13 protein-coding genes are annotated in these 16,203 nt (G+C 72.2%); 5 read left to right on the top strand and 8 right to left on the bottom strand.

Translation table 11 applies throughout. From position 1 onward, the window contains the following. Window position 1: 1 nt before the first annotated feature. From H6726_04150 to H6726_04140, 3 genes are read right to left on the bottom strand one after another with little or no spacing between them, the layout of a single operon-like run. Entirely contained in the window at window positions 2-1,120 is a 1,119-nt protein-coding gene (locus H6726_04150; protein ID MCB9656820.1) for a c-type cytochrome, read from the bottom strand. Further along, the gene (locus H6726_04145) at window positions 1,117-1,629 is read right to left on the bottom strand and encodes a GTP cyclohydrolase I (GenBank protein MCB9656819.1); all 513 of its coding nucleotides are present in this window, start codon (window positions 1,627-1,629) and stop codon (window positions 1,117-1,119) included. The genes H6726_04150 and H6726_04145 overlap by 4 nt, the downstream gene beginning before the upstream one ends. Before the next feature lies 1 nt (window position 1,630). Next, entirely contained in the window at window positions 1,631-2,377 is a 747-nt protein-coding gene (locus H6726_04140) for a kua-ubiquitin conjugating enzyme hybrid localization domain protein (GenBank protein MCB9656818.1), read from the bottom strand. Window positions 2,378-2,859: 482 nt separating this feature from the next. Between H6726_04140 and H6726_04135 the strand changes: the two genes are divergently transcribed. Next, window positions 2,860-3,507, top strand: a complete 648-nt coding sequence (locus H6726_04135) for an RNA polymerase sigma factor (GenBank protein MCB9656817.1) — start codon at window positions 2,860-2,862, stop codon at window positions 3,505-3,507. 6 nt (window positions 3,508-3,513) lie between these two features. Next, window positions 3,514-4,533, top strand: coding sequence for a hypothetical protein (locus tag H6726_04130; protein ID MCB9656816.1), 1,020 nt, complete (start codon window positions 3,514-3,516; stop codon window positions 4,531-4,533). Window positions 4,534-4,575: 42 nt separating this feature from the next. Here the strand turns inward: H6726_04130 and H6726_04125 are convergent, their stop codons facing one another. From H6726_04125 to H6726_04105, 5 genes are all read right to left on the bottom strand, one after another. Beyond that, entirely contained in the window at window positions 4,576-7,233 is a 2,658-nt protein-coding gene (locus tag H6726_04125) for a hypothetical protein (GenBank protein MCB9656815.1), read from the bottom strand. A 45-nt stretch (window positions 7,234-7,278) separates the two neighbouring features. Further along, window positions 7,279-8,490 carry a hypothetical protein gene (locus tag H6726_04120; protein MCB9656814.1) on the bottom strand — a complete coding sequence of 404 codons (1,212 nt, stop codon included), beginning with the start codon at window positions 8,488-8,490 and terminating at the stop codon, window positions 7,279-7,281. Window positions 8,491-8,529: 39 nt separating this feature from the next. Next, a complete protein-coding gene (locus tag H6726_04115) occupies window positions 8,530-9,960 on the bottom strand; it encodes a hypothetical protein (protein MCB9656813.1) in 1,431 nt (476 codons plus the stop codon). A 120-nt stretch (window positions 9,961-10,080) separates the two neighbouring features. Continuing rightward, window positions 10,081-10,827 (bottom strand): response regulator transcription factor, encoded by a 747-nt coding sequence (locus tag H6726_04110; protein MCB9656812.1) that lies wholly within the window; start codon window positions 10,825-10,827, stop codon window positions 10,081-10,083. An 8-nt stretch (window positions 10,828-10,835) separates the two neighbouring features. Further along, complete coding sequence (locus H6726_04105) at window positions 10,836-11,963, bottom strand: histidine kinase (GenBank protein MCB9656811.1); 1,128 nt, start codon at window positions 11,961-11,963, stop codon at window positions 10,836-10,838. Window positions 11,964-12,158: 195 nt separating this feature from the next. Between H6726_04105 and H6726_04100 the strand changes: the two genes are divergently transcribed. From H6726_04100 to H6726_04090, 3 genes are read left to right on the top strand one after another with little or no spacing between them, the layout of a single operon-like run. Then, entirely contained in the window at window positions 12,159-13,481 is a 1,323-nt protein-coding gene (locus H6726_04100; GenBank protein MCB9656810.1) for a hypothetical protein, read from the top strand. Between the two features lie 27 nt (window positions 13,482-13,508). After that, on the top strand, window positions 13,509-15,455 hold the full coding sequence (locus H6726_04095) for a TonB-dependent receptor (GenBank protein ID MCB9656809.1): 1,947 nt from the start codon (window positions 13,509-13,511) through the stop codon (window positions 15,453-15,455). A gap of 20 nt (window positions 15,456-15,475) precedes the next feature. Further along, on the top strand, window positions 15,476-16,171 hold the full coding sequence (locus H6726_04090) for an HmuY family protein (protein ID MCB9656808.1): 696 nt from the start codon (window positions 15,476-15,478) through the stop codon (window positions 16,169-16,171). Window positions 16,172-16,203: the final 32 nt, after the last annotated feature.

Raw genomic sequence — 16,203 nt, 5'->3', positions numbered from 1 at the left:
CTCAGGGGGTCTCCATGGGAGGCGTCGCGCCAGACGTGGCGGGGGTGGGTGACTCCGCGGGGGGCGTCGTGTCGAGCGTGGCAGAAGCAGGCGGCTCGCCCTCGGGCGCGAGCTTGCGGCGCGCCATCGCGTTCAAGTAGGCGATCACGTCGTCGAGCGCTTCCTGCCGCGCGGGGATGCCCTGCGGCAATCCGGGCATGGGGGTGCCGCGACGCACGCTCAGGGGCGCGTCGATCCACCGGCGCAGCCAGCTGGGCTCGAGGTACTCGCTGACGCTGGCGGGGTAGTTGAGCTCCGGCCCCACCTCGCCGCCTTCGCCGTTCATGGCGTGGCAGCGCGCGCAGTAGCGGCGGAACACCGCGAAGCCGCGCACGGCGCTGGGGCCGGCGTCGTCGGGAGGGGCCATGCGGGCGTAACGTCCTGTCGCGTCTTCCGCCACCGTCACACCCACCACTTGGTACGGCCAGCCCCAGTCGCCCTCGCTGCGGACGAGCTCGTCGCGCTGGTTCTCCCAGACGAGGTACACGGGCGCGAGCGCGGTATGTACCACGGCGCCGCCCACGGACTTGTCGATGGCGAAGTCCGCGCCGACGCGGGCCGTCGCGAAGAACGCCTGGTGCGCGACGAAGCGCGACACGGGCACGGCGGCGCGGTAGCCGTCGGCGCACTCGAAGACCAGCTCGTCCGCGCTGCGCCACGAGGACGGCAGCAGCTCGTCAAGCAGCGGCAGCGCGGGCAGGGCCGAGAAGCGCACGGTGCGCTCCTCGTAGGGCTCGAAGACCTCGAGCTCGACGCGGCCCTCGGAGCGCGCGCTCAGGTCCACCACGCGTGACTCGGAGCCTGCTCCGAAGCGCACGGTGGCGTCCGCAGTGTGCGCCGCGGGCGCGACGGCCTCGGAGGCCCTCGGATCGGACGCCTCCGCGTGCGCTCCCGCCGGCTCTTCGGCTCGCCCGCTGCAACCCGTCAGCACGACGCACGCGATGCTCGCGATGCCCACGACCCACGCGCCCGGGACCCAGCTCGGGCCCCCGGTGTCATGGGATGGCCAAAGGCGGCCCAGGCGTGGGTCACAGGGGGTGGTGCCGTGACCCCGCGCGTCGATGCGCGACGGCGCCTTCATGCGAGCAGCTCGCCGAGGGCGATCTCGACGCGCGTGCTGGCCCCCGGCTGCGAAGGACCACGACCGCACATGCACAGGTGGCGCGCGTCGGTCACCACCTTCGCCCCGCGCGCCTCGCCCGCGTCCATGAGCACCTGCGCCAGCTGCGCGGTGAGGTCCTCCTGGATCATGAAGCGGCGCGCGAGGGCGTCCACCAAGCGCGGCAGCTTCCCGAGGCCGAGGATGCGGCGCCCGGGCAGGTAGCTGACGTGCGCCGTGCCGAAGAAGGGCAGGAAGTGGTGCGCGCAGATGGAGAAGAACGTGATGTCCGAGACGGTGACCACGCCGCGCGGCTCGTGCTCGTCCAGCATGCGCGTGGTCTTCAGCACGCTTTCGGGGTCCACTTGATAGCCGCTCAGCAGATCCTTGTAGGCGCGCCGGATGCGCGGCTCGCACTCCTCCGCGTCGAACCAGCGCAGGGCGCGCGGGTCGTCCGTGACGTTGTCTCGTAGCCAGCTGGCGATGGTGATCTCAGGGCGCTCGTCGTGTTTGCTCAAGGGGGGCTCCGTGGGGTGTCGTGATCGCGCGTCGGTGCGCGTGATGGTTCGGGGCTCGGGCGGTGTCGTGTGCCTGCGGTGTGTCGGTGGCGCGGGGCGCTCGCGGCAGCACACGGTCCAGCAGCACATTGCACCACCCCGCGGTGATGCAGTAGGCGCGGTCGTGCGCGCGGTGGTGGCGCGCGTGGTGGGCCGGGGACAGCAACAGGCCGCGGCGCTGGAGCCAGCGCACCGCGCGCGGCGCATGGCGCGCATGGGCCCACTGGTGCACCTGGTTCGTCACCAGCACGCCCAGGCCCAGGCCGAGCCCCAGCGCGCTCAGCGCGAGCTGGCTCGGGGTGGGCGCGGCGGGCACCCACGCCAGCAGCGGTCCCAGCACCAGCAGCGCGCCGAGCGCATTGTCCCCGTTCGTCTCGCTCAGGTCGTGGCGCGTGATGGCGCGCGGGTCGGCGTGGTGCTCGCGGAAGGGGACGATGACGTTGCGGCCCAGGAAGGGCATGCACTCGTCGGCGCGCTCGTCCGCCCAGTAGTGGAACAGGCCCGAGAGCAGGTCGGCGAGCACCCAGCCGCCGATCAGGGACCCCACCAGCGTCGCGAGCCCGATCGCGGAGGCCGGCATGCCTCGGGCGATCCGTAGGGCGAGTGACGCGCCTACCAGCAGCGAGACCAGCAGGGCGAGGCCCCCCATGCGGTGCCAGAGCGGATGTGGTCGCGGCGTCACGTCCTCTAGAGCGTAGCGGGTGGCGCGGCGTTACACGATTTCGTCTGTGGCCCGTCGTTGGGGGGGGCCACGCGGGCGTGCCTGGGCGAGCACGCGGCGTCCCGTCGGGCGCAGGCGTGGGAGCAGTTCGCGAGGCGCCGCGGGGGTACGCAGTACCCGCCGCACCCGCACATGCATGAGTGGGGGTCCCGTGAACGGCGTCGAGTTGGTCTTCCGCGGCGTGGTCGTGCGCTTGGACGTCCACAACGCGCTGCTTCAGGGGGAGGAGCACGCGTAGCTCTCGGAGTCGGTCGTGGTGTGTGCGGACGGCGAGCTCACGTCCGCGTGGTCGCTTCCGCCAACACCCCAGGCGCTCGCCACCGGGCTGGTCCTGCTGGTGGACCTGGCGGGCGGGGCCTACCGCACGGGCGCGTTCCGCTGAGTGATCCAGCGCGGATGCGCCGCGGTGGTCGCGGCGGCTCTGCCCGTGGCAAGCTGCGCCCATGCTGGACGACGACGCTGCGCTGGTGCGGGCCGTGCGACGGGGGGAGCGCGCTCTCTTCGCCACGCTGGTGCAGCGCTACAACCAGCGGCTGTTTCGTGTGGCGCGCGGCATCGTGCGCAGCGACTCGGACGCCGAGGACGTGGTGCAGGAGAGCCACCTCGCGGCGTTCCAGCACCTGCATCAGCTCGAGGACCCCGCGCACTATGGCGCGTGGGTGACGCGCATCGCCATCAGGGCGGCCCTCGCCCGCGCCCGCGGGCAGCAGCGCCACGGGGCCATGTTGGCGAGCGAGCCGCCTGCGCCGAGCGCGCCAGCCGTGGACCCCGAGACCGCGCTCGCGACCACCACGCTGCGCGCACAGCTGGAGGCGGCCATCGACGCACTCGACGACGCCCAACGCGTCGTGTTCATGCTGCGCGCCGTGCAGGAGGTGAGCACCGCGGAGGCGGCCGAGGCGCTCGGTGTGAGTGAGGAGAACGTGCGCGTCCGACTCCATCGCGCTCGCGCGGCGTTGCGCAGCGAGCTGCGTGACGCACCCTGGCCATCGGCGTACGCGTTCCTGGGGGAGCGCTGCGCGCGCATGACGCGCGCCGTGATGGGCGCGCTGGTCGATCCGGCGGAACAGCCTTCGCTCGCTCGGGGTTAGCCTTTCATGGGTCTGGCAGGTCTCATCGTCGGTGGTCTGGGCGCCGGCGGCGCCATCCTCTTCGGCAGGCACTTCGTCCTGGGTAAGCGCGATGCGATGGTCCGCCGCCTGCGCGCGTGGGAAGAGTTCGCGCTGCGGCGTGGCGGGGCGCTTTATGTGCCGGCCACGCCCAGCCAGGCGTGGGGCCCCGTGCGCGGCGTTCAGCTGTGCATCGACGGCGTCGTCCTGCGCCTCGATCTGCACAGCGACTGGGCCAACGGCGAAGCGAACGTGTGCACGCGTGTACGGGCGCACTACGCCCTCGGGGGCGGTCCCGCGTTCGACGTGTTCCCCGTGGACGCGCTGAACGCGTTCGGCCGTGCCATGGGGTTGCAGGACATCGAGCTGGGACATGGCCCCTTCGACGACGCGTTCATCGTGAAGAGCGACCAGCCAGCCGTCGTCCGCGCCATGTGGAGCGAGGCGATGCTGGCCGGAGTGCACAGGGAGCTGCGGGACGCCGTGGTGATCTCGCGTGGACGCATGGTCACCCTGACGGTGCCCGGACATCGCATGGTCGGGCTCGACCTCATGGTCGATGTGGTCGCGGCGCTCGCTTCGGTGGGCAGCGATGTCCTCGATCCCTACATGACGCTCCCGGGTGCGACGCGGGTGCCGAGCGACGACGCCTGGCGGCAGCCCGACCCGCCGAGCATCACCCTCCCCACGGCGCGCGGTGACGCGCGTGTCATCGCGAGGGTGGGAGAGCGCGGCCCGTGCGTGACCCTGCAGCTGGTGGGGCGAGAGGGCCTACCGGACTTTCGCGCGCGGGTTCGCCGTGAGCAGGTGGAGGGGCTCCCGGCGGGCCTGCTGACCGACGCGGGCGCCCCTGCGCTCACGAAGCTCACGGACACCATCCTGTCCTGCGATGGCGGGCAGCTCGCGCTCGCCTGGTCTGCGGTGCCCACCCCCGAGCAGCTCACGGCGGGGCTCACCCTGTTGGAAGACCTCGCCGGCGGCGTCTATCGCGTCGGCGCGTTCCGCTGAAACGTGGCCGCGTATGCTCGATGACCCGCGCCCACACCCGTTTCAATGCACGTGCGCGTCCCGCTCCGCGGGCAGTCTCCGGGTGACGACGCGCGCGGGGCGTTCGGCCCGCGCCAGGGTGTAGCCCCCGTCCACCGTGAGCAGACGTGTGGGCGCCGAGGCGTCGTCTTCGATCAACGTGCGCAGCCGCCGGATGGCGACGTGCACGCGCTTGGCGTCGCGCAGCGCGTGGTAGTCGCTGACGTCCCACACGGTGCGCGCCAGGTCCTCGAGGGTCGCGTAGCCCAGGGGGGACGCCGCCGCGTCGAAGAGGCAGCTGAGGATGCGGGCCAGGAGGGGGCTCGCTTGCTCGCAGCGATCCGTCAAGAAGAGCAACCCCGTCTCCGGGTCGAACACCCAGAGGGCTCGGCGACCTGCGGTGAGCGGCTGGATGTCGGCGTGCCAGCGTGCTGAGATGCCGCGCACCAGGAGCTGGTCCAGGGAGTCAGCGCTCGCGCTTGCGCCGAGCAACGTCGACGCCACGCGTGCTGCCGTGGGTGAGGCGTCGCGCAGTGACGCGAGCTTGGTCAGCTTGTGGACGTTGGGGGCAGGCCCGAGCGCCGCGCGCAGCAGCTCGGCGATGACCATGTAGCGACGCGACCGCGTGCGGCGGGCCACACGTGCGAGCGCCTCGACGGACGTGCTCAGCAGGTCGTGACGTCCAAGGGCGAGCTGGGCGTAGCACAGCATGAGCAGCACCTCGCCCTCGAAGAACAGGAAGCGCAGGTCGGCGCTCTTCTGGGCGAGCTGCGCCGCCAAGCGCTCCGCGCGCGCGGCCTCACCGCGGAGCAGGCACACGTGCACCTGCAAGAGCTCGCACACACACGTGACGAGGGGACCATCCCCTGGTTGGGCGCGTGGCAGCTGTTCGTCCCGCACGAGCTCGCCGCGTCGCGCACGATGAGCGACGCGGAGCGCGAGCAGGTAGCGGGCGAAGACGCCGACCGGCAGGGGGACGTGGCTCGACCAAGTGGGCTCGGGGGAGTCCATGCTGGCGCCCAGGCTGACCAGTCGTTCCAGCATGAAGGCCCACTGGTAGAGGGTCGCGTTGCCCAGCTGCTCGGCTTCGCGCAGCACCTCGCGGGTGCCCGTCGCCAAGCCCACGTAGTGACCGCCGGTGACCCGCAGCAGCCCTGTGCCCACGGCGGACAACAAGCGGACGCCGGCCGGCAGCTCGGACTCCTTGTCGAGCGTGCGTAGCAGGTGCCGTGCGCGCCCCGCTCGGCCCTCGGCCAGCAGCCGGATCCCGGCGAATACCCTGCCATGCCTGCCCAACAGCGACGCTTCGGCTTCGCGCGTGGGCTCTGCCTTCAACCCCAGCTGCATGCTCAGGCCCATGCGTTCGCCCAGCAGCACACCCGCTTCCTCGCGCGGGATCCCGCGCAGGACGCGGTCTGCGGATGCTAGCAGCAGGCCGGCTTCGGTGCTCTGACCCGCGTGGAACAGTGCTCTGCAGAGGCGCAGGTCGCGCGCCACTCGCTCCGTCGCGGACTTCGGTTCGACCTGGCGCAGCACCGCGATGGCTTGCTGCGGGCGGCCTGCCGAGCAAAGCGCCTCGCCCAACAGGAGGCGCGCTTCGTTGGGGCTCGCCTGGTCCATGTCCGACTCGAGCACCTCGGTGGCTTGTGCCGAGCGACCGCGCTGCAGGAGCCCCTTGGCCCACAGCAGTCGCTCGTCGCCGCCCTCCGCGTGCGCGTGCTCGGTCAGCCACTCGAGCGCATCACGGGACCCGAGCTCGAGCGCCACCGTCATCTTGGCGGGGCGTAGGCGGTCATCGTGCTCGGTCTCCAGCGCGGCCCAGAGCTCGTTCGCTCTCCCGCTCCGTAGCCAGCTCTCCTGTCGGTCGTGTAGCAGCGCGGCGGCGGCTCCGCGGGCGTCCTCACGCAGCAGCGCACGCAGCTCGTCGAGCGGCTCCGAAGTGGGCCGGGCGGGTGCTGGCGTTGCGGCCTCCTCGCCATGCGGGCGCTCGGGAGGTGGTGCCAGCGTCCCAGCTGGCGCACGCGCCTCGAGGGCGGACGACGCGCCTGCCTCGCCTGAGCGCGCCGACGCCACCTGTTCGCGAACGGCCCCCGGCGAGCCCCGCGACGCGCTGGCGATGCGCTCGACCTCCAGCTCGGACAGCCACGCGCCGCACGCTCGCGTCAGCGCTCGCGTGGCGGCGTCGTCGAGCGGCCCAAGCATCACGACCTGCTCCTGGATGGCCGCCAGGGTCGGGCGCTCGCGCGAGGTGACGATCCAGCGCGAGGTGCGCGCGTAGCACGCGAGCACGTCGAGCCAGCGCGCGGCCGAGGACCGCTCGAGCAAGTGCAGGTCTTCCAGCACCACCACGTGGGATCCCTGTTCGGCGGCGTCGAGGACGAGGGATGGCCACGCGGCGCTCGCGGTGTCCTCGGCGCCCGTGGTCTCGGCTCCAAACGCGTGCATCAGCTCGGCCCCCACAGCGCTGAGCGCCTGCCCGACCTGGCAGCGGACCACACGCACCTGCGGCGCGTCGCGCAGCACCGCTTGCACCAACGCGCTCTTGCCGTGGCCCGCCGCGCCACACACCACGCTCACCGGGCCGCGCCGCAGCCGCACGCGCAGCGCGTCTTCCTCGGCGTCACGGCCGAGGAAGACGCTGGGCGCGTTGGCCAGCCGATGCCGAAGGAGGGGGGCCTGCACCTCGATGACCTTAGCAGCTCGTCAGGAGACTCCCACGCGCTGGCACTACTCGCTCAGCGCCACCGCGCCCGCGCCGGCCACCAGGATGCGACCCGAGCCGTCGATGACGCACTTGCTCCACGTGTCGGGCGACCCGTCTGGGGTGACGTCCGTGAACGTCGCGCCGCCGTCGGTGGACTCGAGCACGAAGCCGCTGTTGTCCCCAGCGCCGAGCGGCTGGATCTCGCCGACCACCACCACGCGGTTCCCCGCCATGCACACGCCGCGCGCCCAGGTGGAGTCCGCGCCGCTCACACGCGTGGGGAGCAGTCCGTCGATGTCGATCTGCGTGTAGTCCGCGGCGGCATAGCGGTCCGTGCCCGAGACGAAGATCTTCCCGATGTCGTTGTCCTGATCCACGCCCACCACGACCACGCGCGCGTCGCTCGCCGCCACCCCCCACATCTCGCCGGTATACGCCCCCAGGCCTGACACCAGCGCCACCGGGGTCATCTCCCACAGCTCGGCGCCTGGCTCCTGCGACGGGAGGTACACGAACGGCGGCTCGGCGATGGTGCTCCCACAGCCGACGAAGCGCTCCCCGAGCGCCACGAGATCGAGGATCTGGTGACCGCTGTCGTCGGACTCCCAGTCCTGGGCTTCCGTCCACAGCGTGCCGTCGTCCCCGACGGTGTCGTTGGGTCGGTAGAGGGCCCCGTGCCCGTTGAGCGAGTCCGCGAACGCCGCGCCGCTGGCCGTCGTCACGAAGGGCGACACCGTGAACGTGGTGTCGACCGTCCCGCCCGCGGTGAGCACAGCCGCCGCGGCGAAGGGTGTGCTGTTGGTGTCCAGGCTGATCACCCGCGCGTCGTTCGAGCCCGTCCCTGCGACGTACACGAGCCCATCGGCGCCTCGATGGACGCTGTCCACGCGAAACGAGGTCAGGATGTTGGCGGGGGACGTCGCGGGGATCGCCCAGCTCACGCCCTCGTCGTCGCTGCGATAGAGCCCGTCACCGACCGCTCCGGTGCCACACCCCAGCCACATGGTTCCGTCGGTATCGACGTGGAACGCGTCCGTGCGGTTGATGCCGGGGCAGGGGTGGGTGCGCACGGTCCAGGCAGACCCCCCTCCACCCAGGTCGGACCCTCCGCCGTCCGTGGACAGCATGCCCATGTCCGCGTTGTTGTTCGGGGTCTCCTCGCCACAGCCCGCGTAGAGCGCGCTGCAGCCGAGCGTGGAGAGGACGAGGAGTCGTGAGCGTAGGAGTCGGTTCATAGTGCGACAACCTACGCGCCGGACGTGGGGCATCCCCCGTCACACCGGGTTACATCGGGTTACATCGGGTTGGGAGCGGACACGCGCCAGGGAGCGGAGGGGGACGCGTGGGCGAAGTGCGTACGCGATACGCAGCGTGAGCGCGAAGAGCGCCAGGTAGACCAGCAGGCTGCCCCACACGAGCGGCGTGACGCGCCCGCCAGCGACGACAGGGACGCCCGGCGCGGGCTGCAACGTCAGGAAGTAGGCCAGCGCGCTCTCACCAAGGAGCGGCGCCGCGGGGTGTGACACGAGCCCCGGGATGCTCAGCGAACCGTCGCGCCCCGGCCAGCCCGTGGCGAACATCTCCGCCGTGAGCGTGTAGGCCTGGTCCAGACGCCCGTTGCGGCGCGCCGCCGCGATGCCGAACGCGCTGGCCGAGGTGCCGAAGCCGCCCACCACGGGGCCCGCGTCGATCTCGAAGGTCCACTCTCCCTCGGGGCCGCCCCGCCGGAATTCGCGGAAGCCCGCCGCCCAGCCCGCGTCCTGCCAGAAGTGCTCGGTGTGAAGCGCGTGCCAGCGCGCCGCGTCCTCGGGCCACAGCTCGGCCGCGTAGATGCCCACCCACGAGTTGCCGATGCCGCGGCCGGGCTGAACGGGGCGCGGCGGCTCGTCTCCGGCGAGATCCACGCGGAAGCGCACGAGGCCGAGCTCGTCGTCGTAGGGCGCGACGAACGCGCGGCGGGCGCGGGTCACGAACGCGCTGTGGTCCGTGCCGAGCACGGCGTCCGCGCGACGGATGTAGGCCACGGCGGCCATCACGTCGATGGGGTAGGTCTCGCCCGGGTAGTCCTCGAGCACCCCGTGCGGCGACGCGTCGAGCGCAGCCGCCAGCGTCTCCGCCTGGTCGCGCAGGAAGGGCACGTCGCGGCCGTCGTGCGTGAGCGCCTCGTAGCTGGTGAGCCCAGCGATGAGCAGCGAGCGGAAGAACACGTTGCGGTCGTGCAGGTAGTCGTCCCCCCAGTGCGTGCGGACCCAGGTGTGATGGACCGGGTCCATCAGCAGGTCGCGCGCCGCGGACACGCTGGCGTCGGCGTAGCTCACGTCCACGCCTTGGTCGCGCAGCGACTCGGTGGCGTTGAGGAAGAACACCGCGCTGAAGATGGGCCACTCGTTCTCGGGTACGTCGTGCAGCGGGACGTGCGCCGCGTCGCCTGACGCGATGCGCGCGCGGGCCCATGGCTCGAAGCGGTCGCTGAGGCTGCGGTGCAGGCTGAGCGCGCCGGCCGGGACACCGCCGCGCCGCAGGGCGGGGTCGCGCAGGTGGCGCAGCGTGAGCGCCGCGGGCGCGCCGAACCACGCGCAGGCCGCGAGCGTGAGGCTGAGCGCGAGGGCAGCGCGGACGTAGGGAGTGATGCGGCGGAACCGCGGGCGCCGGGGGCCCGTGGGCGAGCGGGGCGTGGTGGAGGGCGTGGACGCGTTGGGCTTCATGCGGATCACCGTGGCGTCCCCTCGCGTCCCTCGCTCGCGCCGTTCCCTCGAGCGGTCGCGGACCGCCATCGAGCGGTCGCGGGGCGTGGTCGAGCGGCCGGACGGGGACGCGCGGGCCGCTCAGATCCCGAGGCGCTTGCGCAGGTCGCGGGCGGCTTGACGGGAGACGGGCACCTCCGCCCCTGTGTCGAGCACGGCCACGTAGCCGCCGCTGGTCTGGCCTCGCAGGCGTTGCACCCGGGCGAGGTTCAGGATCGCGCGGCGCTGCACGCGCAGCACCAGCGGGCTCGCGATGCGCGCCTCGAGGTCCTGGAGGGACTCGTCCGTGATGTATGCCCGCTCGGCGGTGTGCACGGTGACCAGCTCCCCGTCGTAGAGCGCGTGCGTGATGGCGTGGGGCGCCAGCAGCACCACGTCGCCGCGGACGGTGAGCGCCACGCGCTCGAGGGGCGCTGCTGGCGACGTTGCGCGTGTTGCCGACGTGCTCTCAGCCTCGTCTGCGGGCGAGCGCGCCGGCAGGCGGTCGAGGGCGCGCGCGAGCTGGGTCGCGTCGACTGGCTTCAGCAGGTAGTGCAGCGCGCCGTGATCGAACGCCGCCACGGCGTGCTGCTCGTGCGCGGTCAGGAAGATGACCGGTACGCCGCGCAGGCGGGCCAGCTCCGCCACCTCGAGCCCGTTCGCGCCCGGCATGTCGATGTCCAAGAGGGCGACGTCCACGCGTGCCGGGTCGAGGTGGCGCAGGACCTCGTCGCCGGAGCGGCACTCCGCGACGAGGTCCACGGGACCGAGGGCCTCGAGCAGCCGCAGCACACGCTTGCGCGCCATCTTCTCGTCGTCGGCGACGATCACCCGCAGCGGGCGCTGCACAGGCACGCTCATGCCGTCGCCCCCTGCGCCACACGCGGTGTGGTTTTCGCGAGGGGCAGCGTCACGACGGTGGCCGTGCCGGCGACTCCCTCCCACGCCTCGGGCATCACCTGCAGTGACGCGCGCGACCCGTACGCGAGCGCGAGGCGGCGCTCCACGGTCTCGATGCCCGTCCCGCCCGCGCGCATGCCCGCGAAAGCGCCGGCGTTCCACAGCCGCACGCGCAGCGTGCCGTCAGCCGCCGTGACGCTGAGGCGGAGGGGGGCGCCCGCGCCTCCGTGCGTGAGCGCGTTCTCGAACAGGGGGAGCAGCACCAGCGGTGGCACGGGCAGCGCGCTCACGGTCCGCGCGCCCTCACCCGTCGGGTCCGAAGCCGGCTCGCTGGTCTCGTGGGCCGCCCCGAGGGCCATCAGCTCCGCCACCAGCGCGTAGCGCTCGTCGTCGCGCAGCGCGTAGAGCCGCTGCAACGCCAGCAAAACGTCGAGCTCTCGGGAGAGCGGCCAGAAGGGCACACGGATGCCCTCGAAGAGCGTGCGCAACATGCGCGACAGCTCCAACAGCGCTTGCTCGGCGACCGCGGGGTCCTCGCGGCACCACTCCGCGATGGCCTGCAGCGTGTTGAACAGGAAGTGGGGGTCCAAGTGCTGGCGCAGGGCGAGGAGGCGCGCGTCCTCCGTCTCACGGGTGAGCAGGGCGCTGTGCTCGAGGGCATCACTCAGGCCCGCGGCGAGGTCGATGTCCCGCCCCAGCACCCAGCCCGCGATGGACGCGAGCCCGAAGATGGCGATGGCCGCTGGCGGGTGCGCCACGTACGACTCGAAGTGCAGCGAGGCGGGGAGCACCAGCGTCGTGACGCCCACCAGGAGCACACACAGCAGTCCGTACAGAGTCACGTGCACGGGGTCGAGCCCCCCGGCGCGGGCCCAGCGGGAAGCGGCAGGTACGGTGAGCACGAAGGCCACCAGGAACGCGGCGAGGCTGGCGGTGGCCACGGCGCTGTGGGTCGCAAACCACTCCGTGCCCACGAGCGCAGCCGACGCCGAGGCGATCGGGAGCGCGCGGCGCGGCTCTCCCAGCGCGCGCAGGGTCGACGCCCACGAGGGGTCCTCGGCGCGGGTCGGCGGGGGCAGGGTCACGCTCGCAGCATAGCCCACGCACCGAAAACGGGTGGAATCTCGGCCTCGTACGAATTGTTGAAATTGATTTTGACTTTCTTTTTCATTAACGTCACCACTCCGAGAGCCGCCGAGGGAGCTCGCGCGGCCCAACCCCCCCTGCTCGCGTGGCGGCCGTCGCTGCCTCGTGTGGCGTCCCTGCGCTCGGAGGAAACCGTGAAGACGTATCTCGTTGGTATCACCCTGTTCGGCCTCGTCGTCGCTGGCTGCGACGACAGCCCGGCCATCACCCCCGACCAAGGCGTGCCACCCGACGCTCATGTGGTTGATACGGGTGTCGAGAATGATTCCGGCGTCCCGGACGAGGGAACCGACGAGGACCAGGGCTCGACGGCGGACGCTGGCCCGGGCTGCGTCACGAGCGAGGTCGGCGCTGGCGCGCAGAACGTCGCGATCTGTCCCATCGGGGCGCCGGTCCGCCACGTGCGGCTCGAGGGCGTGCAAGCCACCCGGACGCACGCCTCGGTGCAGCTCTTTCTGGGTCTGAGCGGGCCCGTAGTTGCGCAGGAGCCCCTCGCGGCAGGGCAGTTCAAGCTGCAGCTCTACGGCGGCGGAGCGCCCCAACCCCCACCCGACGCGGCCGTCTACTTCGGCGCCGAGGCCGTCGGCTTCGCCGGACCACACGACTTCATCAACAGCGTCTCCACCGTGTGCTTCGACGTGCACCCGGGCTCCGAGAGCGCCCGCGCCCTGGTCGTTCTGTGGGTGGACGGGCAGCACGGCGCGGACTGCAGCGACGCGGCCACCCTCACCTACGAGACGCGCTACGGGCACGCGTGGGCACCGGAGGTCGGCGCCCTCGACACCACGGGCGGCATCTACTTCTACCAGAGCGGCGGCGCGCAGACGCCCAGCGTGACCCTGGACGACGAGCCGGTGTTGGCCTACGACGCGGTGCCGCCGCCCGAGTGCACGGTGTCTCCCGTCGAGACGACCGCGACCGAGCGCTACGTCGCGCTCTGCGCGCTGGACGCCCCCGTGCAGCACGTGCGGCTGACCGACGTCACGGCGGCCGACCCGCACGGCACCGTGTCGTTGCTGGTGGGCTACGCCGCGCCCGCCGACGTGAGCGTGGGACCGACCGCGCCCAGCAGCACGGACCAGCTGCGCGTCCAGCTCTATGGGGGCTTCGCGCCGCACACGACGCCGCGCATCGACGTGCACTACGAGGCCACCTCGACGCTGGTGCCGGGGGACCTCGCGTTCGTGAACGGCACGTCCACGCTGTGCCTGGACATCCACGACGGCGCCTCGGAGGCGGGCCCGACCGTGATCGTGTGGCGTGACGGCGAGCTGGGGGCGGACTGTGAGGACCGCAGCACGCTGACCCTCGAGACCGCCTTCGCGGTGATCGACGGCGACGACTACGGGGCCGTGGTCGGCGCGCTGGACAAGAGCCTGCCCCTCTACCTCTACCAGAACACGGGCGGCAGCACGGGGGCGGTCACGCTCTCCACGCGCAGCGCCGTCACGCTCTGACACACGCGGGACCGCTCGAGCACTGTCATGCGCACTGGCCTCATCGTCATCGTCATCCTGTGCCTCGCCTCGCCTGCGGTGCGCGCGCAAGACGGTGCCGCGCCACCCGCGGGGGATGGCGCGGACTCGCCCCACGAGCTCGACGAGATCGTCGTCACCACGGCAGGGCGCCGCGCGCAGTCGCGCTCGGACGCCGTGGTGGCCACGGAGGTCATCGACCGCGAGACCCTGCGCGACAACGGCGCCGAGAACGTGGCCGAGGCGCTCGAGGACCTGCCCGGCATCGAGATCATCCCCGCGCTCCAGGGCAGCACCGTGCGCATGCAGGGCCTCGACCCGCAGCACACGCTCATCCTGATCGACGGGGAGCCGGTCATCGGGCGCTCGGACGGCGCGCTCGACCTCACGCGCATCGCGCTGCAGGACGTGGAGCGCATCGAGATCGTGCGGGGCGCCAGCTCCGCGCTCTATGGCAGCGCGGCGCACGGCGGGGTGATCAACATCATCACGCGGCGGGGCAGCGCGCCCTTCGCCATGGACGGGCGGCTCTCGCTCGGCACCTACGACCCCTACGCGCTCGAGGGGGCCACGCTCGACCTCGGGCTGGGGGCCGCGGTGCGCAGGCGCGACTTCCGCGCGCGAGTGGACGCCGGCGTGCACCGGGTCGGCGCGTACGACCTCGACCCCTCGGACGTGGCCACGACGGGCAGCGAGGTGACGCAGTACGACGGCGCGCTCAGCCTGGGCCAGCACGTGGGAAACACCGACCTTGGCCTGCGCCTGCGCCTGTCGCGTCGGGACCTCGTCGGCATCGACGCCAGCGCCACGGGGGCCGTGTACGACCGCCACAACCGCATCGACGAGGTGGGTCTCGGGGGCACGCTCGCGACGGAGTTCGCGCGCGGGACGTTCGCCACGCAGGTCTACTTCACGCAGTTCCGCGACCAGTTCGTGCTGGACCAGCGCGGCAGCGCGCAGGAGGACCTGGACCAGACCACGCGCCAGCGCCTGGGCGAGGTCAGCGCGCAGTACGCGTACGTGAGCGACGATGGCCGACACACCCTGACGCTCGGCGCGGACGTGCAGCAGGAGTCCCTGCTGGCGGACCGCCTGAGCCGCAAGGGGCACCGCACGCGCGTCGCGCCCTTCGCGCAGTACGAGTGGGTGGCGCAGGAGGACGTGAACTTCGTCGTGGCGCCTGGCCTGCGCGTGGACGTGGACTCGCAGTTCGGCGCGTTCGCGTCACCCAAGCTGGCGCTACGACTGGACCCACACGAATCGCTGGTGTTGCGCGGCAGCGCGGGGCGGGGCTTCCGCGCGCCCAACTTCAAGGAGCTGTACCTCAGCTTCGAGAACCCGAGCGTGGGCTACCGCGTCATCGGCAACCCCAGCGTCCACCCGGAGACCTCATGGAGCTTCCAGCTGGAGGGTGAGTGGCAGGCCACAGAGGCCGTGGGGCTGCGCGTGTCGCTCTACCGCAACCAGATCGACGACCTGATCGACACGCAGCTCGACGAGACGGCGGCCAACGTCGTCTACACCTACGTGAACACCAGCTCGGCCATCACGCAGGGGAGCGAGCTCTCGGTGCGCCTGCGTCCCGCGCGCGGCCTCGACCTGCAGCTGACCTACGTGTTTCTGGACGCACGTGACCTGCAGCGCGAGCGCGCGCTGTCTGGGCGGCCCCGTCACCGCGGCACCTTCCGGGTGCGCTACGCCGTCCCGGGGACCGGCTTCTCGGCGGTCGTGCGCGGCTCGGTCGTGGGCGAGCGCCCCTTCTACGAGACCGACGCGAGCGGCGACACGCAGGAGGTGCGGGACGACCCCTACCTCTCGCTGGACGCGCGGGTCGAGCAGACCCTCGGCGACTACGTCGCGGTGTTCGCGGGCGCGGACAACCTCGCGGGCGCAGGGGGCCGCTACCTCAACATTCGCCCGCGCGGGTTCTACGCGGGCCTTCGACTCGACTACTGATGCACCGACGGGAGCCAAGCATGTTCGACACCCCCGACTTCCTCCGCGCGCTCGTCGTCGGCCTCTTGGTTGGCGCGCTGCTGCACGTCCTCTCGGCGTGTGGCGACATCGCCCCGCACGACAACGGGGACCAAGGCCCGCCCCGCGACCTGGACGCGGGGCCGACGGACACGGGTGACGCGGGCGACGGCTACGTGGAGCGCTACGTGCACGTGACGCTCGAGTCCGAGGGCCAGGGCACACTCACCGTGGACGCGTCGGATCCGGAGCGCTGGGTGTACCTGGACCTCGACACGCTGCGCGAGGTGGAGCCCGAGGACCCGGCCGACGACACGGGCGAGCGGCGCTTCGACCTCGCGTTTCGGCGCTTCCACATCGCGCTCAACGGTGGGCAGACGGGCACGGGCGGCGTGACCGCGGCGCGCGTCGACGGCCAGCCGCTGACTGAGGTGACCTCGCCCGCCGAGGCCGCGTTCGAGACGGACCTGCCCGACGGGGACGACGAGGACACCGTGCCAGACTACGTCATCTCGGGCGGCCTCGACCCCTGGTACGCGTACGACGTGGAGACGCACATCCTCACGCCCAAGCCGCGCGTCTACGTCGTGCGTACGACCGAGGACGCCGTGTTCCGCATCGCGGTCGAGCGCTACTACGACCAAGCCGGGGGCTCTGGTCACCCGACCTTGCGCTTCGCCGTCCTGCCGACGCCCTGAACCCCAACACCGACCTCGCGCTGCGACGCCCG

The sequence above is a fragment of the Sandaracinaceae bacterium genome (genome assembly GCA_020633055.1).
GTDB lineage: Bacteria > Myxococcota_A > Polyangia > Polyangiales > Houyiibacteriaceae > JADJJE01.
The sequence above is the reverse complement of the archived record's forward strand: the minus strand, read 5'-3'. Positions and strand labels throughout refer to the sequence as shown.